General features: G+C 69.2%; 22 protein-coding genes and 3 pseudogenes. 15 read left to right on the forward strand and 10 right to left on the reverse strand.

Going from position 1 to position 22,141, the window contains the following annotated elements; all coding sequences use genetic code 11:
* The first annotated feature begins 31 nt into the window (after positions 1 to 31).
* On the forward strand, positions 32 to 1,711 hold the full coding sequence (locus tag CA606_RS04200; protein WP_096052250.1) for an alkaline phosphatase family protein: 1,680 nt from the start codon (positions 32 to 34) through the stop codon (positions 1,709 to 1,711).
* Here the strand turns inward: CA606_RS04200 and CA606_RS04205 are convergent.
* The 4 genes and pseudogenes from CA606_RS04205 to CA606_RS04220 form a co-directional block, all read right to left on the reverse strand.
* The gene (locus tag CA606_RS04205) at positions 1,708 to 2,589 is read right to left on the reverse strand and encodes an endonuclease/exonuclease/phosphatase family protein (RefSeq protein ID WP_096052249.1); all 882 of its coding nucleotides are present in this window, start codon (positions 2,587 to 2,589) and stop codon (positions 1,708 to 1,710) included. The two genes, CA606_RS04200 and CA606_RS04205, sit on opposite strands and share 4 nt — an antisense overlap.
* Before the next feature lie 99 nt (positions 2,590 to 2,688).
* The gene (locus tag CA606_RS04210; RefSeq protein ID WP_181242782.1) at positions 2,689 to 3,756 is read right to left on the reverse strand and encodes a serine hydrolase domain-containing protein; all 1,068 of its coding nucleotides are present in this window, start codon (positions 3,754 to 3,756) and stop codon (positions 2,689 to 2,691) included.
* 688 nt (positions 3,757 to 4,444) lie between these two features.
* Positions 4,445 to 4,576, reverse strand: a pseudogene (locus CA606_RS19890) (hypothetical protein); the annotation flags it as partial.
* Between the two features lie 78 nt (positions 4,577 to 4,654).
* Positions 4,655 to 5,182 (reverse strand): GNAT family N-acetyltransferase, encoded by a 528-nt coding sequence (locus CA606_RS04220; RefSeq protein ID WP_096052247.1) that lies wholly within the window; start codon positions 5,180 to 5,182, stop codon positions 4,655 to 4,657.
* Positions 5,183 to 5,315: 133 nt separating this feature from the next.
* Between CA606_RS04220 and CA606_RS04225 the strand changes: the two genes are divergently transcribed.
* A complete protein-coding gene (locus tag CA606_RS04225; protein WP_096053878.1) occupies positions 5,316 to 6,071 on the forward strand; it encodes an MOSC domain-containing protein in 756 nt (251 codons plus the stop codon).
* Here the strand turns inward: CA606_RS04225 and CA606_RS04230 are convergent, their stop codons facing one another.
* Both CA606_RS04230 and CA606_RS04235 read right to left on the reverse strand, forming a co-directional pair.
* Positions 6,072 to 6,362, reverse strand: a complete 291-nt coding sequence (locus CA606_RS04230) for a type II toxin-antitoxin system RelE/ParE family toxin (RefSeq protein ID WP_010918758.1) — start codon at positions 6,360 to 6,362, stop codon at positions 6,072 to 6,074.
* On the reverse strand, positions 6,359 to 6,625 hold the full coding sequence (locus tag CA606_RS04235) for a type II toxin-antitoxin system ParD family antitoxin (RefSeq protein ID WP_010918759.1): 267 nt from the start codon (positions 6,623 to 6,625) through the stop codon (positions 6,359 to 6,361). The genes CA606_RS04230 and CA606_RS04235 overlap by 4 nt, the downstream gene beginning before the upstream one ends.
* 74 nt (positions 6,626 to 6,699) lie before the next feature.
* On the opposite strand from CA606_RS04235, the gene prmC reads away from it, so the two are divergent.
* From prmC to CA606_RS04250, 3 genes and pseudogenes are all read left to right on the forward strand, one after another.
* Positions 6,700 to 7,569: a peptide chain release factor N(5)-glutamine methyltransferase gene (gene prmC, locus CA606_RS04240; RefSeq protein ID WP_096052246.1), complete on the forward strand. Its 870-nt coding sequence runs from the start codon at positions 6,700 to 6,702 to the stop codon at positions 7,567 to 7,569.
* A gap of 37 nt (positions 7,570 to 7,606) precedes the next feature.
* Positions 7,607 to 7,831: pseudogene (locus CA606_RS04245) on the forward strand (hypothetical protein).
* Complete coding sequence (locus CA606_RS04250; RefSeq protein WP_096052245.1) at positions 7,828 to 8,904, forward strand: DUF4167 domain-containing protein; 1,077 nt, start codon at positions 7,828 to 7,830, stop codon at positions 8,902 to 8,904. Before CA606_RS04245 ends, CA606_RS04250 begins: the two are co-directional and overlap by 4 nt.
* 100 nt (positions 8,905 to 9,004) lie before the next feature.
* Here CA606_RS04250 and CA606_RS19895 read toward each other — a convergent pair.
* Positions 9,005 to 9,091 (reverse strand): annotated as a pseudogene (locus tag CA606_RS19895) (hypothetical protein); the annotation flags it as partial.
* A 99-nt stretch (positions 9,092 to 9,190) separates the two neighbouring features.
* Here CA606_RS19895 and CA606_RS04255 point away from each other — a divergent pair.
* The 3 genes from CA606_RS04255 to CA606_RS04265 all read left to right on the forward strand — a co-directional run bounded on the left by CA606_RS04255 (position 9,191) and on the right by CA606_RS04265 (position 13,211).
* Positions 9,191 to 9,946 (forward strand): M48 family metallopeptidase, encoded by a 756-nt coding sequence (locus tag CA606_RS04255; protein ID WP_096053877.1) that lies wholly within the window; start codon positions 9,191 to 9,193, stop codon positions 9,944 to 9,946.
* Between the two features lie 98 nt (positions 9,947 to 10,044).
* Positions 10,045 to 12,624, forward strand: coding sequence for an ATP-dependent chaperone ClpB (gene clpB, locus CA606_RS04260; protein WP_096052244.1), 2,580 nt, complete (start codon positions 10,045 to 10,047; stop codon positions 12,622 to 12,624).
* A gap of 254 nt (positions 12,625 to 12,878) precedes the next feature.
* Positions 12,879 to 13,211, forward strand: a complete 333-nt coding sequence (locus CA606_RS04265) for a hypothetical protein (protein WP_096053876.1) — start codon at positions 12,879 to 12,881, stop codon at positions 13,209 to 13,211.
* Between the two features lie 156 nt (positions 13,212 to 13,367).
* On the opposite strand, the gene CA606_RS04270 is transcribed toward CA606_RS04265, so the two are convergent.
* Positions 13,368 to 13,694 (reverse strand): hypothetical protein, encoded by a 327-nt coding sequence (locus CA606_RS04270; protein ID WP_096053875.1) that lies wholly within the window; start codon positions 13,692 to 13,694, stop codon positions 13,368 to 13,370.
* A gap of 180 nt (positions 13,695 to 13,874) precedes the next feature.
* Entirely contained in the window at positions 13,875 to 14,642 is a 768-nt protein-coding gene (bla, locus tag CA606_RS04275; RefSeq protein ID WP_233282180.1) for a class A beta-lactamase, read from the reverse strand.
* 200 nt (positions 14,643 to 14,842) lie between these two features.
* On the opposite strand from bla, the gene CA606_RS04280 reads away from it, so the two are divergent.
* Both CA606_RS04280 and CA606_RS04285 read left to right on the forward strand, forming a co-directional pair.
* Positions 14,843 to 15,712, forward strand: coding sequence for a LysR family transcriptional regulator (locus tag CA606_RS04280; protein ID WP_096052242.1), 870 nt, complete (start codon positions 14,843 to 14,845; stop codon positions 15,710 to 15,712).
* Between the two features lie 186 nt (positions 15,713 to 15,898).
* Complete coding sequence (locus CA606_RS04285; RefSeq protein WP_096052241.1) at positions 15,899 to 16,468, forward strand: OmpA family protein; 570 nt, start codon at positions 15,899 to 15,901, stop codon at positions 16,466 to 16,468.
* A gap of 73 nt (positions 16,469 to 16,541) precedes the next feature.
* Here the strand turns inward: CA606_RS04285 and CA606_RS04290 are convergent, their stop codons facing one another.
* Positions 16,542 to 17,216 (reverse strand): GntR family transcriptional regulator, encoded by a 675-nt coding sequence (locus CA606_RS04290; protein ID WP_096053874.1) that lies wholly within the window; start codon positions 17,214 to 17,216, stop codon positions 16,542 to 16,544.
* Between the two features lie 144 nt (positions 17,217 to 17,360).
* Between CA606_RS04290 and ribD the strand changes: the two genes are divergently transcribed.
* From ribD to CA606_RS04315, 5 genes are all read left to right on the forward strand, one after another.
* Entirely contained in the window at positions 17,361 to 18,356 is a 996-nt protein-coding gene (gene ribD / locus CA606_RS04295; RefSeq protein ID WP_096052240.1) for a bifunctional diaminohydroxyphosphoribosylaminopyrimidine deaminase/5-amino-6-(5-phosphoribosylamino)uracil reductase RibD, read from the forward strand.
* A gap of 10 nt (positions 18,357 to 18,366) precedes the next feature.
* Entirely contained in the window at positions 18,367 to 18,984 is a 618-nt protein-coding gene (locus CA606_RS04300) for a riboflavin synthase (protein ID WP_096052239.1), read from the forward strand.
* Positions 18,960 to 20,162: a 3,4-dihydroxy-2-butanone-4-phosphate synthase gene (gene ribB, locus CA606_RS04305; RefSeq protein ID WP_096052238.1), complete on the forward strand. Its 1,203-nt coding sequence runs from the start codon at positions 18,960 to 18,962 to the stop codon at positions 20,160 to 20,162. Before CA606_RS04300 ends, ribB begins: the two co-directional genes overlap by 25 nt.
* Positions 20,163 to 20,177: 15 nt before the next feature.
* Positions 20,178 to 20,639, forward strand: a complete 462-nt coding sequence (gene ribH / locus CA606_RS04310; RefSeq protein WP_096052237.1) for a 6,7-dimethyl-8-ribityllumazine synthase — start codon at positions 20,178 to 20,180, stop codon at positions 20,637 to 20,639.
* 89 nt (positions 20,640 to 20,728) lie between these two features.
* Positions 20,729 to 22,129, forward strand: a complete 1,401-nt coding sequence (locus CA606_RS04315; RefSeq protein ID WP_096052236.1) for a M28 family peptidase — start codon at positions 20,729 to 20,731, stop codon at positions 22,127 to 22,129.
* Positions 22,130 to 22,141: the final 12 nt, after the last annotated feature.

The following is a 22,141-nucleotide window of genomic DNA, read 5'->3' on the forward strand; positions in this document are numbered from 1 at the left end:
CTCGGACTGGTCGCTGGTCCCGGAGCCCGTCATGAAAGCCGCCTTTCGCCCCCTCGCCTTGATCCTGACCCTGCTGGCGGCGACGTCCGCCCAGGCTCGCCTCGCCCCCGAAACCGCGCGCCGGGCGGCGCCCGCCGAGCACGTGATCATCATCGGCGTCGACGGCATGAGCCCCGACGGCGTCGAAAAGGCCGATACGCCGACGATGCGGGCGATGATGAAGCAAGGCAGCTGGAGCCTGCGCGCGCGGGGCGTGATGCCCACCACCAGCGCCGCCAACTGGGCCTCGATGATCACCGGCGCGGGCCCCGAACAGCATGGGGTCACCAGCAACGACTGGAATGTCGGCGAGTTCAACTTCCCCACCGCCGTCATCGGGACGGGCGGCTTCTACCCCTCGATCTTCCAGGTGTTGCGCGAGCAGAACCCGACCTGGGAGATCGGCTCGATCTATCACTGGGACGGCTTTGGCAATCTCTATGACCGCCGTTTCGTCAGCTATGACCGGCGCGCCGAGACCGAGGACGAGACCACCGACCTCGCCGTGCGCTACATTCAGGACAAGCGGCCCAAGTTCCTGTTCGTCCACCTCGACCATGTCGACCACGCCGGACACGCCTATGGCCACGGCACGCCGAAATACTATGACTCCGTGGCCAAGGCCGATCGCCTGATCGAACGGATCCGCCAGGCGACCGTCGCGGCCGGCATCGCTGACCGGACGGTCATCCTGATCAGCTCCGACCATGGCGGCGTGGGCAAGGGACATGGCGGCGAGACCCTGGCCGAGCTTGAGATTCCGTGGATCGCCTATGGCGCGCCGGTGCAGCCGGGCCGCCAACTGAACCTGCCGATCAACACCTTCGACACCCCGGCCACGGCGGCGTGGCTCCTGGGCGCGCAGCCGCCCTACGCCTGGATCGGGCGGCCCGTGACGCCGATCGGCAAGGGCGCGCCGATGCCGCCCCAGACCTATATGCTCAGCAGCTCGTATGCGGCGCCGGTGATCGAGCCTGCGGGCGACGGCAACACCCCGCCGGGCGGCCTGTTCGTCGATCGCAACGCCCGCCTGACCCTGCGCAATCCCAACACGGTGGGCGAGATCCGCTACACCCTCGACGGCTCGACCCCGACGGCCGCCTCGCCGCGCTATGCCGCGCCGGTCGAGATCACGCGCAACACCATCGTCCGCACCGGCCTGTTCGTCGACGGCAAGGCCGCCAGCGCCACGGCCACCGGCTATTTCCGCATCGTGCGCCAAGACGCGGCGCAGCCGCGCGGCGTGACCTACAAGACCTATCTGCTGCCCGAGCCGGCGGTGCGTCTTCCCGACTTCTCGCGTCTGCAGCCGGCCTCGTCGGGCGTGACCCTGGACGTCGCCCTAGCCGGCGTGCCCCTGCCGCGCGAGGACAATGTCGCGGTGGTGTTCGAGGGCGATCTGCGGATCGACACGGCGGGGACCTATCGCTTCGCCCTGGCCTCGGACGACGGCAGCAAGCTCTATGTCGACGGCAAAGCCGTGGTCGACAACGACGGCGACCACGGGGTGATCACCGCCAAGGGCGAGATCACCCTGCAGCCCGGCCGCCACGCCCTGCGGGTGGAGTACTTCAACGGCGGCGGCGGCGCTTGGCTCGGCACCTATTTCGAAGGCCCCGGTCTGCCGCGCCAGTTCATTGATCCGAACCTGCTGACGCCGGCGGCCCGCTAGTCCGAGCGGGAGCGCGGCGACAGCGTGATCTCGGCCAGCACCGGAAAGTGGTCCGAGATCACGCCGGCGTCGGCGACATCGGTCGGCACGGCGAAGCGCGCGACGTTCAGGCGGCGGTCCACGAAGATGTAGTCGATGGGCGGGCCGATCGACGCCGGCGTGAACCGGTTGAAGGTGCCCGTCGACGGCGAGAACACGCTGGAGGCGGCCGCGCGGGCGTCGCGATAGGGGCCTTGCGGCGCGGTCAGCAGGCGATAGGGCGCATCGTCCGGCGCGCTGTTGAAGTCGCCCAGCGTGATCAGTCGCGCGCCCGGCCAGGGGGCGAGCGCCAGGATCTGGGCGGCGCATTTGGCCCGGGACTCCGCGCCCACATGGTCCAGATGCGCATTGCGGACATCGAACGTCACGCCGGTCCGCCGGTCCTTGAGGACCAGGCGCGTAAAGGTGCGGGGCAGGGCCGCGTCATAGGCCTTGCTGGGCGTGTCGGGCGTGGGCGAACACCAGTAGGTCTTGGCCAGCACGCGCTGGAACCGCTCGGCCCGATAGAGGATCGTCGTGGTCTCGCCGCGCCCAGCGCCGTCGTCGCGGCCGACCCCGTAGCGGGCGTATCCCGCCAAGCCGCCGGCCAGATCGTCGACCATCGCCGGCAAGGCCTCCTGCAGGCCCAGAATATCGGGCGCGAAGAAGCGGATCTGCTCGACCATCGGCCCCCGCCGCGCCCGCCAGTCGGGCCGGTCGTCGGGATTGTCGTAGCGGATGTTGTAGCTCATCACCCACACCGCGCCGCCGGGCTTCTGCGCCTGCGACGCCGTGGCGGCCAGGAGGCTCGCAAGGACCGAGGCCGCGAGGACGATGGACAGAGATCGTACTTTGCTCATGCCGGGCCCTTTAGGCGGTGAACGCGACGGTGGCGCGACGGGGGGGGCTGAAGGGCCGGGCTCCGACCGCGTTCGCCGCCGCATGATGCAGGCCCGCCCTCAACGGCTCTCCACCTCCAGGATGGCCTTGAGGATAGCTTCGGACCGGCGTTGTCCGTAGCCGCGTCCATACGCGCTGGAGGTTATCGCCACCACCAGGCGCTGGTCCGGGGCGATGTAGATCTTGTTGCCGCCGTTGCCGGAGGCGAAGCGGATCGGGACCTTGCGGGACCCGATATCGTAGGTCTTGGCGTACCAGAAGTAGCCGTAGGCGTCGGCATAGGGATCGTCAGCCTCGGGCGGTATCTGGAGGCGAGGCTGCAGCATGGCGTCGACGCCGGCCTCACTGACGATCCGGTGGCCCCTGTAGACGCCCCGCGCTCTGACAAGTTCGCCCAGCGTCGCGAGATCGCGGGCGGTCAGCCAGAGGTTTCCCTGGCCCTTGGTATGGCCCGCCACATCCGCGTCCCACCGCCAGACGTCGATCCCCAGGGGCTTGAACAATGTCTCGTCGGCGAAACGGGACATCGGGCGCCCAGCGGCCTTTTCGATCACCAGTCCGGCGACATAGGCCGTCAGGGAGTTGTAGCGGTAGTGGACGCCGGGCGTATGGGCCCTGGGCACGCCTAGGGTGAAGGCGACAGGATCGGCCGCTTCGTCGAGACGGTCCTCATCGCCAGGGGATGGCGTGTCCGCATCGAACGCCGCGAGGCCCGACCGCATGGTGAGAACATCGTCCAGCCTGACGTCGCCGATCGCGCTGGTCGCGGCTTGCGGCCAGTAGGTCTTAACCGGGTCGGCCAGCGATGAGATCAGGCCGCGATCGACGGCGATGGTCGCCAGCAGGGCCGTGACGCTCTTCCCCGCCGATCTGACATCGTGGAGGGTCTTGTCGGTCTCGCCGTTGAAGTAGCGCTCGGCGACGACCTGTCCGTCCCGCATGACAACGACCGCCTTGAGATCGGCCTTGTCGTCCTGGTCCCAGCGGGCGAGGACGGCGGTCAGTTCTGGGTCGGCGACGCTGGCGGCGTCCGACCGATCGCCGCAGCCGAGCAGGCTGAGCGCCATCCCGGCGACCAAGATCAAACGCATTCTTCGTCCCTTCGGCTCGCGACAGCCGATCTGCAAGATCGCTGTGGCTGTGACGACGACAGGCTGGGCGCGCTCGCGCGTCCGCCTACCACAACAGCGTCTTCACCCAGACCGAGCCGTCCGGCGCGGGGGCGGCGTTCTTGATCACCACCTGGCTGTCCTTGGCCAGCCAGAAGGTCGAGGGCTTCCAGTCGGGGCGGTTGTAGTCGGTGGTCACCACCCAGCAGTCGATCTTGCCGCCGGACGAGCTGGTCAGCACCTCCGAGCCGATCACCTTGAACACATAGGGCGCGGGCGCGCCGCCGCCGGGGTGGTGGAAGACGATCCTGGCCTCATAGCCCTTGGCCAGCGGCAGGGCCTGGAGCAGCTCCATGTCAGTCTCGAAATTGAAGGTCGGCTCGGGCGAGGCCACGTCGTAGGCGGCCTGGCTGTTACCCTCCAGGTCCTTGAGGCCGACGATCCGGTCGGGCTTGAAGTCGAAGCCCTCGATCTTGGTCACGCCGTCCTTGCCGGTGGTGCGGCGCGCATGCGCGAACGGGCGGAACGTGCCCAGTTCGAACCAGCTGTCCAGGGTCTTGACCGTCCCCGGCGTCGCGCCGTCCCAGTGCTGGACAATATGCAGCCGCTTGACGCCGGCCTTGTCGGGCTCGATGCGGATCTCGCGGGTCCAGACGTCCAGCGGGGTGAGGGTGTCGCCCACCTGCTTGTAGCGCAGGTAGCGGTGGGTGGCGGGCTTGAGCTTGTCGAACCGGGCCAGCGGCTGGCCGACGGGCACGGGCGTAACCGCCGCCTGGGCCGCGCCGGCGGCGACGAGCACGAGAACGGCCAGCGCCGCCGCGCGAAACTTGAACGTCATGGAGAGCCCCAGAGCCTAAGACGCGGCATCTGACCGCGCCGGCCCGTATGGAGCTACTTAAGGTTCGGTAATGGGGCCCTACAGCCCCTTCTCCATCACCACGAACGCCAGGTCATCGCGCTGCGGCAGGCCAAAGCGCGCGTCGCCATAGGGGAAGGGCTGGGTTTCGCCGGTCAGGCGGTAGCCGCGCCGTTCGTACCAGGCGATCAGGGTGTCGCGGACCGAGATCACGGTCATCCGCATGACCTTGCCGCCGCGGGCGCGGGCATAGGCCTCGCAGGTCTGCAGCATGGCCCTGCCCAGGCCCCCGGCCTGCTTCAGCGGCGAGACGGTGATCATGCCGACGTACCAGACATCGTCGGCTTGCGGCTCGATCCAGGCGCAGGCGAACGGCTTGGCGTCGGCCGTGTCGCGGAAGGTCAGCAGGGTCGAGCCCGGCTTGGCGGCGAGGTCTGCGCGCAAGGACGCCTCATCGGTGCGCTGGCCGCCCAAAAGCTCGCTCTCGCTGGTCCAGCCCTGGGTCGCCGTCTCGCCGCGATAGGCGGTGTTCACCAGAGCGGCGATATCGGCCAGTTCGTGGTCCTGGTAGAGCGTCAGCAGCGGCATGGGCGGGTTCCGAAAGGGCGAGGGCCGGCAAGTTAGACCGTGCGCCGGCCGTTCAACAATCGATTCCCCGGTATCGATCCCCGGGGGGAGACCGCGCTTGCCAGACCTTGAGTCGCGGCCGATGGTCCGCCCCATGGAAGCCCGCATCGTCTCGCTGTACCGCCACCCCGTGAAGGGCTTCACGCCCGAGCGGCTTGATCGCGCCGACCTTGCGGCCGGGGCCTGTTTTCCCTGCGACCGGCTCTATGCGGTCGAGGACGGGCCCAGCGGGTTTGATCCGGCGGCGCCGGCGCACATCTCGAAGATGAAGTTCACGGTGCTGGCCAAGATCCCGGCCGTGGCCAGGGCGCGGACCGCCTTTGACGAGACCAGCGGCGTGCTCACCGCCCGCGCCTTGGGCCGCGCCGACTTCGCCGGTGACCTGCGCCAGGCTTCCGGGCGGGCCGGTTTCGAGGCGTGGCTGGCCGACCTCCTCGGTGACGACGCCCAAGGCCCGCTGAAGGTGATCGAGGGGCCGGGCGCGCACCGGTTCATGGACAGCAAGTCCGGCTATGTCTCGATCGTCAACCTGGCCAGCGTGCGGGACCTGTCGGCCAAGGTCGGGCGCGATCTGGACCCGTTGCGCTTCCGCGCCAATCTCTATGTCGAGGGCTGGCCCGCCTGGGCCGAGAACGACCTGACCGGCCAGACCTTAAGCGTCGGCGCGGCCAAGGCGGTGGTGCTCAAACCCATCGTCCGCTGCGCCGCCACGCACGTGGATCCGACCAGCGCCGAGCGCGACATCGATCTGGTGAAAGCGCTGTTCGACCACTACGGCCACATGTTCTGCGGCATCTATCTCAACGTCACCCAGGGCGGCGCGGTGCGCGAGGGGGATGCGGTGGCGTGATCAGCCAAGGTGAGCCCTGGCGTTCATGCTTTGGTGTAGCACGCGGATAATCTCCACCCGGACGCCGACGCGGTAAAAGACCACGTGCGAGCCGCTGGCGCATCGCCTGTAGCCCGCACGGAGGTTTTCATCCGGCTGTCCCATACCCGGATGTTCAGCGATCATCTCGATGGTGGCCTGCAGTTCACGGGCGTAGTCGGCGGCTTGTTCAACGCCCCATCGCTGCTCCGAATAGGTCCAGATGTCATCGAGGTCGGCTTTGGCGCGACGGGATAGCCGATAGGGCTTCATTCCTCATGGAACCCCTGTGGAGCGGATGCCCTAGACCTTTCCTCGATAAAGGCGTCGAAGTCGAAGTCCTCGATAAAGCCGCTCTCCTCGCCTTCGATCAGGGCGGCGCGGAGGGCCGCGAGCTTCGCTTCGTTCTCTTCGAGGAGCCTCAGCCCCGCGCGGATGACTTCGCTGGCCGAGCCGTAGCGCCCGTCAGCGACCTGGCTGTCGATGAACGCCTGGAAGTGATCGCCCAGGACGACGGAGGTGTTCTTGCTCGCCATGACGGTGCTTATACCAAAATCTGGTACCGCATTCAATCTCGCCACCCGCCCGCCGACGCGCTAAATCCCCGCGCATGACCCTGACTCTCGTCAAAGCCTGGACCGCCGCCAAGGATCGCCTCAAGGACGCCGGCATCGACCAGCCGTCGATCGACGCGCGCCTGATGCTGGAAGTCGCCGCCGGCGTCACCCGAACCGAAATCGTCACCGATCCTTATCGCGAGCTGAGCGCCGAGCAGATCGCCACGCTGAACGACTATCTGGAGCGCCGCGCGCGCCGCGAGCCGGTCAGCCACATCATCGGCCGCAAGGGCTTCTGGAAGATCCTGCTGCAGGTGAACAAGAACGTCCTGACCCCGCGTCCCGAGACCGAGGTCATTGTCGACGAGGTGCTGAAGGCCTTCCCGGAAAGCATGGCCTTCTCGATGCTGGACCTCGGCGTCGGCTCGGGCACGATCCTCCTGGCGGTGCTGGCCGAGCGGCCGGCGGCCAAGGGGCTGGGCGTCGACGCCTCCAGCGAGGCGCTCGCCGTGGCGCGCGAGAACGCCGCCAATCTCGACCTCAACACCCGCGCGGCCCTGCTGCACGGCGACTGGACCACGGGCCTTGGCAGCGACAGCTTCGACCTCGTCGTCTCCAACCCGCCCTATATTCCGACCGAGGTGATCGACACGCTGGAGCCCGAGGTTCGCGACCACGAACCGCGCCTGGCCCTGGACGGCGGCCCCGACGGCCTTGCCGCCTATCGCGAGCTGGCGCCGGAGATTCTGCGGGTGCTCAAGCCGGGCGGTCTGTTCGCGGTCGAGATCGGCTACGACCAGTCCCAGGCCGTCGAGGCCCTATTCCGCGAGGCGGGCGCCACCGAGGTTCGCACGGTCAAGGATCTGTCGACGCACGACCGCGTGGTGCTGGGGGTGAAAAATCCCTTGGAAACCCCCGCGTGAACCGGTAGACGAGTCTCGTCTCCTTCCAGATCGCCGGGTGACGGGAAAAGCAGTCGTCGAGCACGCTTCGGTGTCTGACGCTTGCGACGCTCCCCTGGCAGGCGCGCCCGGTCCGCCGGTCGCCGCGCCGAATGAGCAGGATGGGGGCTCTACGGAAACCAGTGTCTCTGAAACCGACCAGGGTTAGACCCGCTCAGAGACCAGCAAGGCCGGACGCGCCAGCGCAAGACTGACCTCCGGACAGGTTCAGAAGAGAACATGAGAGATTTCAAAGGCATGAAGCGCCAACGTGGCCGCAATAATCGCGGCGGCAATGGCGGCAAGCCTCAACAGCACAATGCCAACCGCGCATTCGACTCCAACGGCCCCGAGGGCGTGAAGGTGCGCGGCGCGGCGCAGAGCGTGTACGAAAAGTACCAGCAACTGGCCCGTGACGCCTCGTCGTCCGGCGACCGCGTGCTGGCCGAGAACTATCTGCAGCACGCCGAGCACTATTTCCGCGTCCTGCGCGCCATCCAGCCGAATCGTCCGGTCGCCGACATCGTCGGCAAGGACGTCTACGCCGCCTACGAGATCGACTTCGAGGCCGAGCCGCCGGAAGAGCCCGAAGTCGTCGAGCAGCCCGCCGAGGGCCAGGCCGAAGGCGGCGAGGGCGGTGAAAACGGCGAGCCGCGCCGCGACCGCTTCGAGAACCGCGACCGCAACCGCGACCGCGACCGCAACTTCGAGGGCCGCGACCGGGATCGCAACCGCGACGACCGTCCGCGCGAGGGCCGTGATCGCTGGCGTGACCGCGATGACCGTCCGCGCGACGACCGTCCTCGGGATGACCGCCCGCGTGATGATCGCCCCCGGGATGACCGTCCCCGCGACGAGCGCCCGCGCGAAGATCGCTTCCGCGACCGTGACGACCGTCCCCGTGACGATCGTCCGCGTGAGGAACGCCCGGCCGCCGAGGGCGACCAGCCGCAGGGCGAAGGCGAATACCGCGAGGGCCGCCGTCGTGACCGCAACCGCAACCGCGATCGCGACCGTGACTGGCAGCCGCGCGGCGAGCGTGACCCGATGGCCGTGATCGAGCCCGAGGCCTCGCCGCTGACCGCCGAAGCGCCGGCTGGCGAAGGCTCGCCGATGCTGCGCGGCCAGGACGGCGCGGTCAGCCACGCCCCGGCGTTCCTGGGCCGCAAGACCGAGCGCGCCCCCGAAGCGGTCTCGGCTCCCGAAGCGCCGGCTGCGGAAGGCGAAGAAGTCAAGAAGCCCCGCCGCCGCCGCGCCCCGCGCAGCTTCGAAGCGGGCGAAGGCGCGCCGGCCGAGGGCGGCTCGGACGAGGGCTGATCCTTCGGGACCGGATGCGAAATACGAAAGGGAGCCGTGAAAGCGGCTCCCTTTTTCGTTTGGGCTGAGCGGGCGCTATGGGCGTCCGCGTATGCGGATGGAAATCCTCGTCCTTCGACGAGCTCAGGATGAGGATTTTGTGCGAGCTGAGGCCGACAGTCGTCCGCACCCGCTTGATCAGCTTGTCAGACCACGCATGGCGCGCGGCATGGCTCTGCCAGTTGCGTCCCGCCCCCGCGCCGTCGATAAGGCTTGTGTCGACTTCGAAACACTGTTCGCCGAGCCCATGACCCTGCCGCGCCTGATCCTTCCGCTGCTGATGGCCGCCGCCTGCGCCCTGGGCGGCTGCGCCTATAACCCCGACCTGGGCCGCGACCAGCTGTTGATCGTCAATGACAACAACCTGGCGGCGCAGGGCGAGAAGGCCTGGGCCGAGACGCTGCGCAACAGCTACGTCTCCAAGGAGCCGCGCAAGAACGCCCGCGTTCAGGCGGTGGGGCAACGGGTGATCACCGCCGCGGGCCTGGCCGGTCGGCCCTGGGACTATGCGGTGTTCCTGGATGAAGCCCCCAACGCCTTCGTGCTGCCCGGCGGTCATGTCGGCGTGACGGTGGGCCTGCTGACCCTGGTCGAGAACGACGACCAACTGGCCGCCGTCATCGGCCACGAGGCCGGCCACGTGGTGGCCCGCCACGCCGCCGAGCGGGTGTCGCAGGAGACGACCTCCAAGGTTCTGCTGGGCATCGCCAAGGCCGCCGCCAGCGGCACCGAGTTCGGCAAGCTCTTGAAGGACCACGGCGAGGACGCCACGCGCTATGGCCTCTTGCTGCCGTTCTCGCGCAAGCAGGAGCTGGAGGCCGACAAGCTGGGCGTCGACTTCATGCAGCGCGCCGGCTACCGGCCCCGCGAGGCCGTCAAGCTGTGGCGCAACATGCAGGCGCTGGACGGGGGCAAGTCCGGCGGCGACCTCGGCTCGACCCACCCCTCCGACGCGGTGCGGATCCAGGAACTGGAACGATATCTGACCAGCAAGGGCTGGTGAGGACTTGTGTGGCGTATCGGCCACACATACATGCCCCCTCGGGGCGCGTTGTGCTTAAGCAAGGCAGCGCGCGCCGATCCGCCTAGCAAGGGGACATCATGAATATCGATCTCTATTCCGACCGCGCCAAACAGGCGGTCCAGTCGGCCCAGAGCCTGGCGCTCGCCCGGGGCCACCAGCAGTTCGCGCCCGAACACATTCTCAAGGTCCTGCTCGAGGAGAAGGACGGGCTGTCCCGCGCCCTGATCCAGAGCGCCGGCGGCCGCCCCGACCAGCTGGACGGCGGCGTCGAGACCCTGCTGGCCAAGACCCCGCGCGTCGACGGCGCCGGCGGCCAGCTCTACATGAAGCCCGACACCGCGCGTGTCTTCGCCGAGGCTGAAAAGTCGGCCAAGGCGGCGGGCGACGCCTTCGTCACCACCGAGCGCCTGCTGATCGCCGTCGCCAAGGAAGGCGGCGACGCGGGCAAGCTGTTCAAGGACGCCGGCGTCTCGGCCCAGAGCCTGGAGACCGCCGCCAACGCCATCCGCAAGGGCCGCACCGCCGACAGCGCCAACGCCGAGGAAGGCTATGAGGCGCTCAAGCGCTACGCCCGCGACCTGACGGCGGCCGCCCGCGACGGCAAGCTCGACCCCGTGATCGGCCGCGACGAGGAGATCCGTCGCACGATCCAGGTCCTGTCGCGCCGCACCAAGAACAACCCCGTCCTGATCGGCGAGCCAGGCGTGGGCAAGACCGCCATCGTCGAGGGCCTGGCCCTGCGCATCGTCAATGGCGACGTGCCCGAGAGCCTGAAGGACAAGAAGCTGCTCTCGCTCGACATGGGCAGCCTGATCGCCGGCGCGAAATATCGCGGCGAGTTCGAGGAGCGGCTGAAGGCCGTGCTGAGCGAGGTCACGGCCGCCGAGGGCTCGATCATCCTGTTCATCGACGAGATGCACACGCTGGTGGGCGCGGGCAAGGCTGATGGGGCGATGGACGCCTCCAACCTCCTCAAACCCGCCCTGGCGCGCGGCGAGTTGCACTGCGTGGGCGCCACCACGCTGGATGAGTACCGCAAGCACGTCGAGAAGGACGCGGCCCTGGCGCGCCGGTTCCAGCCGGTGTTCGTCAGCGAGCCGACGGTGGAAGACACCGTCTCGATCCTGCGCGGCCTGAAGGAAAAGTACGAGGTCCACCACGGGGTGCGCATCTCGGACTCGGCCATCGTCGCCGCCGCGACCCTGTCCAACCGCTACATCGCCGACCGCTTCCTGCCCGATAAGGCTATCGATCTGGTCGACGAGGCCTCCAGCCGCGTGCGCATGCAGATCGACTCAAAGCCTGAGGAGCTGGACGAGATCGACCGCCGCCTGGTGCAGCTGAAGATCGAGCGCGAGGCCCTGTCCAAGGAAACCGACGCGGCCTCCAAGCAGCGCCTGGAGAACCTGGAAGTCGAGGTGGACGACCTGCAGTTCCGCAGCGACGAGATGACCGCGCGCTGGAAGGCCGAGAAGGAAAAGGTCGGCGGCGCCGCGCAAGCGCGCGAGGCGCTGGACCGTCTGCGCGCGGACCTTGCGACCGCCCAGCGCGCCGGCGACTTCGCTCGCGCCGGCCAGATCCAGTACGGCGAGATCCCGGCCCTGGAACGCCGCCTGGCCGAGGCCGAAGCCGGCGACACCCAGGCCCTGACCCCCGAAGTCGTCGACGCCGAGCAGATCGCCGCCGTCGTCAGCCGCTGGACCGGCGTTCCGGTCGAGAAGATGCTGGAAGGCGAGCGCGAGAAGCTGCTCAAGATGGAGGACGAGCTGCGTGGCCGCGTGGTCGGCCAGGACGAGGCGCTCGAAGCTGTGTCCGACGCCGTCCGCCGGGCCCGCGCGGGCCTGCAGGATCCGTCCAAGCCGATCGGCTCGTTCCTGTTCCTGGGCCCCACGGGCGTGGGCAAGACCGAGCTGACCAAGAGCCTGGCCGAGTTCCTGTTCGCCGACGAGGCGGCCATCACCCGGATGGACATGTCCGAGTACATGGAAAAGCACTCGGTCAGCCGCCTGATCGGCGCGCCTCCCGGCTATGTCGGCTATGACGAGGGCGGGGCGCTGACCGAAGCCATCCGTCGCCGTCCCTACCAAGTCGTCTTGTTCGACGAGATCGAGAAGGCTCACCCCGACGTCTTCAACGTGCTGCTGCAGGTGCTGGACGACGGCCGCCTGACCGACGGTCAGGGCCGCACGGTCGACTTCCGCAATACGCTGATCATCATGACCAGCAACCTGGGCGCCGAATTCCTGGCCAACCAGGAGGAGGGCGAAGACGTCGAGGCCGTCCGGCCGATGGTGATGAACACGGTGCGCGGCCACTTCCGCCCCGAGTTCCTCAACCGGATCGACGAGATCATCCTGTTCAAGCGCCTGTCGCGCCACAACATGGGCGACATCGTCCGCATCCAGCTGCAGCGCGTCGAAAAGCTGCTGGCCGACCGCCGCATGGCCCTGGCCCTGGACGCCGAGGCCCTGAACTGGCTGGCCGACAAGGGCTACGACCCCGTCTACGGCGCGCGCCCCCTGAAGCGCGTGATCCAGAAGGAACTGGTCGACCCCATCGCCAAGAAGCTGCTGGCCGGCGAGATCGAGGACGGCGGCGTGATCGCCGTCGGGGTCACGGACGGGCAGCTGTCGTTTGGCAAGGCGGTGCTGCAGTAAATGAAAATGGGTCCCTCTCTCTTTGAGAGAGGGAGGGGGCCATCGCCATCGGCGATGGGAGGGTGAGTGGTTACACCCTCTCTATTCGTGTCATCCCGGCCGTAGCGCATCGCGCGGAGAGCCGGGACCCAGGGGCCGCCGCACTGCCGCTTGCCCCTGGGTCCCGGGTCGGCTTCGCCGCCCGGGATGACACGGGTTTTGCGAGGAATCGCCCGGCCACTTTCCCCCTCGCGCCCTTCGCGCTATCTCCGCTCATGGCCAAGACCACCAAGCTGATCACCGAGTTCGACATCGAGGTCGACGCAGACCCCTATGTCTGGCGGCTGCACCGCCTGCCGCAGTGGTCGTATGACCCGTCCGAGCGCCACGGCAAGGTGATCGCCGTGCGGCACAAGGAAGGCCAGCGCGAGGCGCTGATCGAGTTCCCGCCCGGCCCCAAGCCCAAGTTCAGCGCCCCGCCGCTGAAGCCCTCGCAGATCCCGGTCCGCATCGTCGCCAAGGCGATTGCGTCCGCCATCGAGGCCGGCTGGGAGCCGTTGTCGCGCGGCAAGCCGGTGGTGATCTATGTGGATGAGGAGGGGGCGTAAGGGGGGACCGCGTAAGCGCCCCCTCCGTCTCGCTGCGTATCCGCAGCGATCCACCTCCCCCGTTTCACGGGTGAGGAGAAGAAGGCTTCTTCCTGCCCCGCTTGCGGGGGAGGTGGCGCGCGGCGCAGCCGCGTGACGGAGGGGGCGCTCTCGCCCCTACCGCCGCTTCAACTTCGCCAGCGCCGCCTGCATCGCCACGGCCTGCGCGGCCATCGGGGGCGCGGGTTGGGCGTCCAGGCGGTCGGAGGCTTCGCGGATCGCACCGGGCGGCTTGCTGGGCTTGTCGGGCTTGGGATCCAGGGCCAGCACCTTGCGGGCTTCGCTGGCCAGTTGGCCGCAGACGCGCGCCCGGTCGCGGGCCTTGGCCAGGACGGCGGGATCGTCGCTGGCCTCGACCATCGCCCAGGCGGCGTCGATGGCGTCCATCAGCTTCTGTTGCAGGCGATCGCACCAGGTGCGGGTCGAGGGTCGGGTCTGGCTCATGACCCACAGCATGCGGCCGCCCGGGGAGGCGGGGATAAGAAACGTGCGTTTTTCTGTAACGCCTCGGTTTTCAACGGAAACGTCGGTTACTGAGCGGGGATAGACAACCGCCCTAGGCCGACCTCCCCGGCGTTCGCCGGGGAGGTCGGGGTTTGATGGAAGGCATGTGGATAACTTTCTCTAGGCGCCGAACCCGCTGGCGACGACCGCGCGGGCGGTGTCGGCGAGCACCGCATTGCGGGCGGCGTCGTCGGGCGCGCCCTGGTCGTGGAACACCGCCAGAAGCAGCGGTTTACGGCCCGGCGGCCAGGCGATGGCGACGTCGTTGGTGATGGCGCGGCCGTCGCTGCCGGTCTTGTCGCCGACCCGCCAGCCGCGCGGCAGCCCCGCCCGAAGGCGCCGATCGCCGGTGCGGTTGGCGACAACCCATTCGGCGAGCTGGTGGCGCGAGGCCGGCGTCAGGACGTCGTCCAGCAGCAGGGTGCGCCAGGTCTCAACGATGGCGACGGGCGTCGTGGTGTCGCGAGGATCGTCCGGCGCGCCGCCGTTCAGCTCCGGCTCGCGGCGGTCGCAGCGCGTGGTCTCGTCCCCGATCGCGCGCAGAAAGCGGGTGAGGGCGCTGGGGCCGCCCAGGGCGTCGAGCAGCAGGTTGGCGGCGGCGTTGTCGCTGAGGGTGATCGTGGCCTCGCACAGCGCGCCGACGGTCATGCCTTGGCCCAGGTGCTTGTCGACGGCCGGTGAGTGGGCGATCAGCACGTCGCGGCCATAGCGGATCCGCCGATCCAAGCGCTCGCGGCCTTGGTCGACCCGGCGCAGGATCGCAGCGGCCAGGGGCGTCTTGAAGGTGCTGCACATCCTGAAGCGCTGGTCGCCGCGCCAGGCGAAACGGCGCCCGGTATGGGTGTCCAGCACCGCCACGCCCAGGCGGCCGCCGCTGGCTTTCTCCAATGCGTTAATACGTGAGGTAAGGTCTGGCGTCGCACGCGCCACGGCGGGCAGAGTCAGGGGCGCGGCCGTCAAGGCCGAGAGAAAAGTCCTGCGGTGAAGCATGTGGGGCGTCTCCTTGTCCGCCAAACCTGCCCGGGGCTGGCGTTGTCCGCAAACGACGATACCTTGGCGGACCTATGAACTGAATTTGGGTCTGGAGCATGAGCCGCGCGCAACTGCCGCTGAACGCCCTGCGGGCGTTCGAGGCCTCGGCCCGCCACCTGTCGTTCACCCGCGCGGCCATCGAGCTTTGCGTCACCCAGGCGGCGGTCAGTCACCAGGTGAAGGGGCTGGAGGCGCGCCTGGGCGCGGCGCTGTTTCGCCGCCTGCCGCGCGGTCTGGCGTTGACCGACGAGGGCCTGGCCCTGCTGCCCAGCGTGCGGGACTCGTTCGACAAGCTGGGCGACGTCCTGGCGCGGTTCGAGGGCGGGCGGGTGATGGAGGTGCTCAGCGTCGGCGTGGTCGGCACCTTCGCGGTCGGCTGGCTGTTGCCCCGCTTGCCGGATTTCCGGGCCGCGCATCCGTTCGTCGACCTGCGGCTGTTCACCAACAACAACCGCACCGACCTGGCGGGCGAGGGGCTGGACTGCGCCATCCGCTTTGGCGACGGGGCCTGGCACGGCACCGAGGCCGCGCCGCTGTTCGCAGCCCCGATGAGCCCGCTTTGCGCCCCGTCGATCGCCGAGCGGCTGGCCCAGCCGGGCGATCTGCTCGGCGAGACCCTGCTGCGCAGCTATCGCGCCGCGGACTGGCCCGACTGGTTCGCCGCCGCCGGCCTGTCGCCGCCGCCGATCCGGGGACCGGTTTTCGACAGTTCCTGGGTGATGGTCGAGGCGGCCTTGCAAGGCGCGGGCGTGGCCCTGGCCCCGCCGATGATGTTCGCCCGCCACCTGCAGGAGGGGCGCTTGATCCGCCCCTTCCAGACCGAGGTCGGCGCGGGCCGCTACTGGCTGACCTGGCTGAAGTCGCGCGCCCCGACGCCGGCGCTTCGGGCCTTCCACGGCTGGATCTCAAGCGCGCCGTGCGATTAAAATTCGCGGAACCAAATCGGTCGTCCAGCGCTTGCGCGCGGTTAAAAATGTGACGTCGGATCAAGGGCCTAGCTTGACCCGGAAGCGCCGAAATCGCGCCTCGCTTTGGCCCCTTTCGGCTGTGCGTTTGGTCGGGGCGAGCGTCGCTGAACGCCTCGCGCCCCTACCACGGACGAGACCCGAAACATGATAGCAAGCAGGAAGACCATGATGGTCGCCGCCGCCCTGGTGATGGGCGGCCTGACGGTCAGCGGCTGCGCGACCAAGAAGTACGTCAACACCCAGGTCGGCGCGGTCGGCGAGCGGGTCACCGCTCACGACAGCCAGATCGGCCAGTTGGACAAGACCTCCAAGGAGGCCCTCGATCGCGCCATCGCCGCCGGCAAGCTGGCCGAGGGCAAGTTCCAGTACGCGCTGGTGCTCAGCGATGACTCGGTGAAGTTCCCGGTCAACGCTGCGACCCTGTCGCCGGAAGCCGAGCAGCGCCTGGGCGAGTTCGCCGAGAAGCTGAAGGGCGACAACAAGAACGTCTATCTCGAGATCCAGGGCCACACCGACAATTCGGGCGCCCCGACCTACAACAACGAGCTGGGCGAAAAGCGCGCCGAGGCGGTGCGCAAGTTCCTCAGCCTGCGCGGCGTGGCCCTGAACCGGATGGCCACGATCTCGTACGGCGAGGATGCGCCGGTGGCGCCGAACGAAACCCGCGAAGGCCGGGCCCAGAACCGCCGCGTCGTGGTGATGGTGCTGAGCTAGTTTCGGGGGCTGGCGCCGTGATCCTGGTCGGTCCGCCCGGCCAGGATCAGGGTGCGCGGCGCAAGCCGCCTGGTCATCCCCGCTGGGCGCTGGGCGGCTCGCCGATCAACAGGGCGCAGGCGGCCTCGGCGGCGGTGGGGTCGCGGCGCGCGATGGCCTCGGCCAGGGCCCGGTGCAGGACCACGTCGCGCATCTGATCCGCCGGCGACTGCTTTTCCATCTGCCAGATCCAGTAGCGCGTCGCGGTGTTCTGCAGGGCGATGACGAACCTGGCCAAGGTGGGATTGTGCGTGGCGAAGGCCACCGCGCGGTGGAAGGCGTGGTCCATGGCCAGCATGGCCCGGAAATCGCCGCCGGCGATCGCCGCCTCGGCCCCGTCGAAGGCGCCGACAATGGCCGGCAGGTCTTCAGGGCGATGGTTGCGCGCGGCCAGGGCCGCCGTGCGCCCCTCCAGGATCCGCCGCACCTCGAACGCGTGCTCGATCTCGCCAAGGTCCAGGGGCGCGACGAGGGTGCCGACCCTGGGGCGCCGGATGACCATGCCCTCGATGGCCAGGCGGCCCAGCGCCTCGCGGACGCCCGACACGCCGCCGGCGTAGCGCGCGGCCAGGGCCTTTTCCTCCAGCACCTGCAACGGGGCCAGGTGTCCCAGGATGATGTCCATCAGGATCAGGTCGTAGAGCCTGGCCTTCTGCAGGCCGGGGGCCCAATCGCCCGACGGCTCGACGCTGGTCAGCGGGCCTTTCATGGCCGGATCGCGGGGAAACTTGCCATCGTGGTCCACACCTAAGCCCAAACGGCGCGAGGGTCATTCCCTGCGTGCCTAACATGTTAGGTTTTCGAAAAAGCTTGCGCGCTTGCGATCGGCGCTCGGCGAGCCCCACTTCGGGGCATGATGATCGACGCCACCCTTTCCCCGGCCCGCGTGACCCAGGGCTTCGCCGACGCTCTGGCGGCGGCGGAGGCCTATGCCGGCGCCACGGCCCCCAATCCGCCGGTCGGCTGTGTGGTGCTGGATGCGGCCGGTGAGACCCTGGCCGTCGCGGCGCACCAGCGGGCGGGCCAGGCGCACGCCGAGGCCGCCGCCCTGGCCGCCTGTCGGGAGCGCGGCGCGGCCGCGCGCATCGACACCCTGCTGGTCACGCTGGAGCCCTGCAACCACCATGGCCGCACGCCGCCCTGTGTCGAGGCGATCCTGGCCAGCCCGGCCCGGACCGTCTGGATCGCCGTCCGTGATCCCAATCCGGCGGTCGCCGGCGGCGGCGCGGCGCGGTTGGAAGCGGCGGGTCTGGAGGTGCGGTTCCTCAGCGATCTCGCCCATCCCGAAGCGAGCGATCTGGTCCGGCGGGCGCGTCGCCTGATCGCGCCGTTCGCGCTGTGGGCTCGCGAGGGGCGGCCCTGGCTGACGATCAAGCAGGCCATCAACCGCCAGGGCGACATGATCCCGCCGCCGGGCGCGCGGACCTTCACCTCCGAGACCTCGCTGATCCTAGCGCACGACCTGCGCCGACGGGCGGACGCCATCATTACCGGCTCGGGCACGGTGCTGGCCGACGCGCCCGCCTTCACCGTCCGCCGCACGCCCGATCCGAGACCGTTCGCGAGACGGCTGGCCATTCTGGATCGGCGTCGCCGAACGCCCGCAGACTATATCGCGGCCGCCGAGGGGCGGGGCTTTCGCGTCAGCCTGCATGATGCGCTGCCAAGCCTTGTGTCCGACCTCGCCGCAGACGGCGTCCTGGAGGCCTTGGTCGAGTGCGGGCCGACCCTGCTGGCCAGCGTGTTCGAGACGGGCTTGTGGGACGAGCATGTGGTGATCCGGCAGGCCGCCCGCGCCGGCGACGCGGATCACATCGAGCGGTTCGCCCGAACCGCCGACCAAGCCTGAGGAGGGCGCGATGTTTTCCGGGATCATTGAACGGGTGGGGCGGGTCGAGGCGGTGACGCCCGAGGCGGGCGGAGCCCTGCGCCTGAGCCTGGCCACCGGCTATCCCGATCTGGAGCTGGGCGAGAGCGTCGCCGTCAACGGGGTCTGCCTGACCGTGGTCCGCCATGACCCGGGCGGCGGGGCGGACTTCTTCGTCAGTCCCGAGACCCTGGACCGCACCAATCTGGGCGGCGCGCAGGCCGGTCACAGCGTCAACCTGGAGCGGGCGGTGACCTTGTCGACGCGGCTGTCGGGGCATCTGGTCCAGGGCCATGTGGACGGCCTGGCGCGGCTGATCGAGCGTCACGACGACGGCGGCGCCTGGCGGGTCGTCTTCAGCCTGCCGGCCGGCCTGCACCGCTTCTGCGTCGAGAAGGGCTCGATCGCGCTGAACGGCGTCAGCCTGACCCTCAACACGGTCGGCGCGTGCGCGCCCGACGGCCGGTTCGCCGTCGGCCTGACCCTGATCCCCCACACCTGGACCCATACCAACCTACAGCACCTCGCCCTCAACGACCCGGTCAATGTCGAGGTCGATGTGCTGGCCAAATATGTGGAGCAGCTATGTCGCGCCTATCTGAAGCCCTGACCCGCCTGAAGGCCGGCGGCATGATCGTGCTGGTCGATGACGAGGATCGCGAGAACGAGGGCGATCTGGTCATGGCCGCCGAGTTTGCGGACGCTGCGGCCATAGCCTTCATGGCCAAGCGGGCCAGCGGCCTGATCTGCCTGACCCTGGAGGCCGAGACGATCGATCGCCTGGGCCTGGCGCCGATGGTCAGCGACAACCGCACCAGCCGTCAGACCGCCTTCACCGTCTCGATCGAGGCCGCCACCGGCGTGGACACCGGCATCTCGGCCTTCGACCGCGCCCGCACCATCGCCGCGGCCATCGCCCCGGATGCTCAGGCTGCAGACCTGGTTTCGCCGGGGCACGTGTTTCCCCTGCGCGCCCGGCCCGGCGGGGTTCTGGTCCGCAACGGCCATACCGAGGCCTCGGTGGATCTGATGCGGATGGCTGGTCTGCGGCCGGCCGGCGTGATCTGCGAGATCATGAAGGACGACGGTTCGATGGCCCGGCGGCCTGATCTTGAGGTCTTCTGCCGCGAGCACGATCTGCCGCTGCTGACGATCGCCGAGCTGGTGGCCCATCGCAAGGCGACCGAGCTGCTGGTGGACGAGGTGGCCAGCGCGCGCCTGCCGTCGGACCATGCCGGCCAGGCCTTCAGCGTCCGCGCCTTCCGTAGCCGGATCGACGGCGGCGAGCATCTGGCCATGGTCGCCGGCCCGCTGACCGGCGCGCCGCTGGTGCGGGTGCATTCCGAATGCCTGACCGGCGACGCCCTGGGCTCGCGGCGCTGCGACTGCGGCGAGCAACTGCGCGAGAGCCTTCGGCAGATCAGCGACAGCGGCAACGGCGCCCTGATCTATCTGCGCAATCATGAGGGGCGGGGCCTGGGCCTGGCCAACAAGATCGCGGCCTATGCGCTGCAGGACCAGGGACTGGACACCGTCCAGGCCAATCACGCCCTGGGCTTCGCCGACGACCAGCGCGACTACGGCGTGGCGGCGCAGATCCTGCGGGCGCTCGGCGTCGGCGAGGTCAAGCTCTTGAGCAACAATCCGCGCAAGGCCGCGGGCCTGCGCGCCAATGGCGTGACGGTGCGGCGCGAGGTTCCACTGCTGATCCCGGCCAATCCCGACAACGCCGCCTATCTCGAAACCAAGCGCGACAAGCTGGGCCACAGCCTGGCGCGCGCCTCCTGAAGCCAGGGAGCTTCCATGACCGACCCCGTTCCGCCGCGCATCGCCATTGTCGTCAGCCAGTTCAATCCCGAGGTCACCGACGGCCTGCTGAAGGGGGCGCTGGACCATCTGGCCGCGCAGGGCGCCCCGGTGGCCGCGCCCGACATCATCGCCGCGCCCGGGGCCTATGAGCTGCCGCTGATCGCCCAGACCCTGGCCCGGACGGGGCGATACGCCGGCGTCGTGTGCCTGGGCTGCGTGATCAAGGGCGAGACCGCCCACTTCGAGTTCATCAGCCTGGGCGCCAGCCTTGGCCTGATGGCCGCCGGTCTGCAGACCGAGACGCCGGTGAGCTTTGGCGTCTTGACCACCTATACCGACGAGCAGGCCGTGGCCCGCAGCCGTGACGACGCCGAGAACAAAGGGCGGGAGGCGGCGAACGCCTGTCTGTCCACCGCCCAGACCCTGCGGCGGATCCGGGCGGACGCTCTAGCCTAAAGCGGACGGCGGCGGCGGCGGGGCGCTGCGCCCTTGCCGGACGGCGCGTGGCGCGGCAACGTCCGGCTCCCTTATTGTCCGGAGTCGTCATGCGCCTGCCCGTTGTCCTCGCCGCTCCCGCCTTGGCCGGTCTGTTTGTCCTGGGCGCGGCGCCCGAGGTCCAGGCGCAGACGGCCCAGCCGTCCACCGACCAGCCGCTGCTGCGCACCCTGGCCGCCGAGGTCGACCCCAAGGCGCTGGAGAGCACGATCCGCTCGCTGGTCGGTTTTGGCACCCGTCACACCCTGTCGGACACCAAGTCCGACAAGCGCGGCATCGGCGCGGCCCGGCGCTGGACCAAGGCCCGCTTCGAGGCGATCTCCAAGGACTGCGGCGGCTGTCTGACCGTCGAGACCCCGTCCCAGGTCGTCACCGGCCGCCGGGTGCCCAACCCGACCGAGGTGATGAACGTCCTCGGCATCCAGAAGGGGACCACCGATCCGAACCGGGTGATCCTGATCGCCGGCCACATCGACAGCCGCGTCACCGACGTGATGGACTTCACCAGCGACGCGCCGGGCGCCAATGACGACGCCTCGGGCGTGGCGGCGGTGATCGAGGCCGCGCGCATCCTCTCCAAGCACAAGTTCCCGGCCACCCTCGTCTATGCGGTGCTGTCGGGCGAGGAGCAGGGGCTCTTGGGCGGCAGGATCCTGGCCGACTACGCCCGCGCCAACGGCTGGAAGATCGAGGCCGACCTCAACAACGACATCGTCGGCAACAGCCGCGGCCAGAGCGGGCTGATGAATAACACCCAGGTCCGCGTCTTCTCCGAGGGGACCAAGGCCGTCGAGACGCCCGAGCAGGCCAACAGCCGCCGCTACAACGGCGGCGAGGTCGACAGCCCCTCACGCAACCTCGCCCGCTACCTGGACGGCCTGGCCGACCGCTACCTGACCAACTTCGACGTGGTGATGGTCTATCGCACCGACCGCTATGGCCGGGGCGGCGACCAGGTGCCGCTGCTGGAGGCCGGCTATCCGGCCGTGCGCGTCACCGAGGCTGTCGAGAACTATGACCGCCAGCACCAGAACCTGCGCACCGAGAACGGCAAGGTCTATGGCGACACCATCGAAGGCGTCGATTTCGCCTATCTGGCCCAGGTCACGCGCCTGAACACCATCGCCATGGCCAGCCTCGCCTCGGCCCCGCCGCCGCCGTCGGGCGTCAAGATCGAGGGCGCGGTCAGCGCCGACACCAAGGTCTCGTGGACCCCGACCCCCGGCGCGGCCGGCCACCGCGTCTGGTGGCGCGTAACCACCGACCCGCAATGGCGCCTGAACCGCTGGGTTCCCGGCCCCGCCGCCACCGCGACCCTGAAGGACGTGGTCATCGACGACTTCTTCTTCGGCGTCTCGTCGGTCAGCCCGGACGGCTGGGAAAGCCCGACGGTGTTCCCCGGCGCGGCGGGTAGTTTTGAGAGCGTGGTTCCGGCGGCGGCTCCGAAGTAAGCGCCCCCACCG

The organism is Caulobacter vibrioides (genome assembly GCF_002310375.3).
Classification (GTDB): domain Bacteria; phylum Pseudomonadota; class Alphaproteobacteria; order Caulobacterales; family Caulobacteraceae; genus Caulobacter; species Caulobacter vibrioides_D.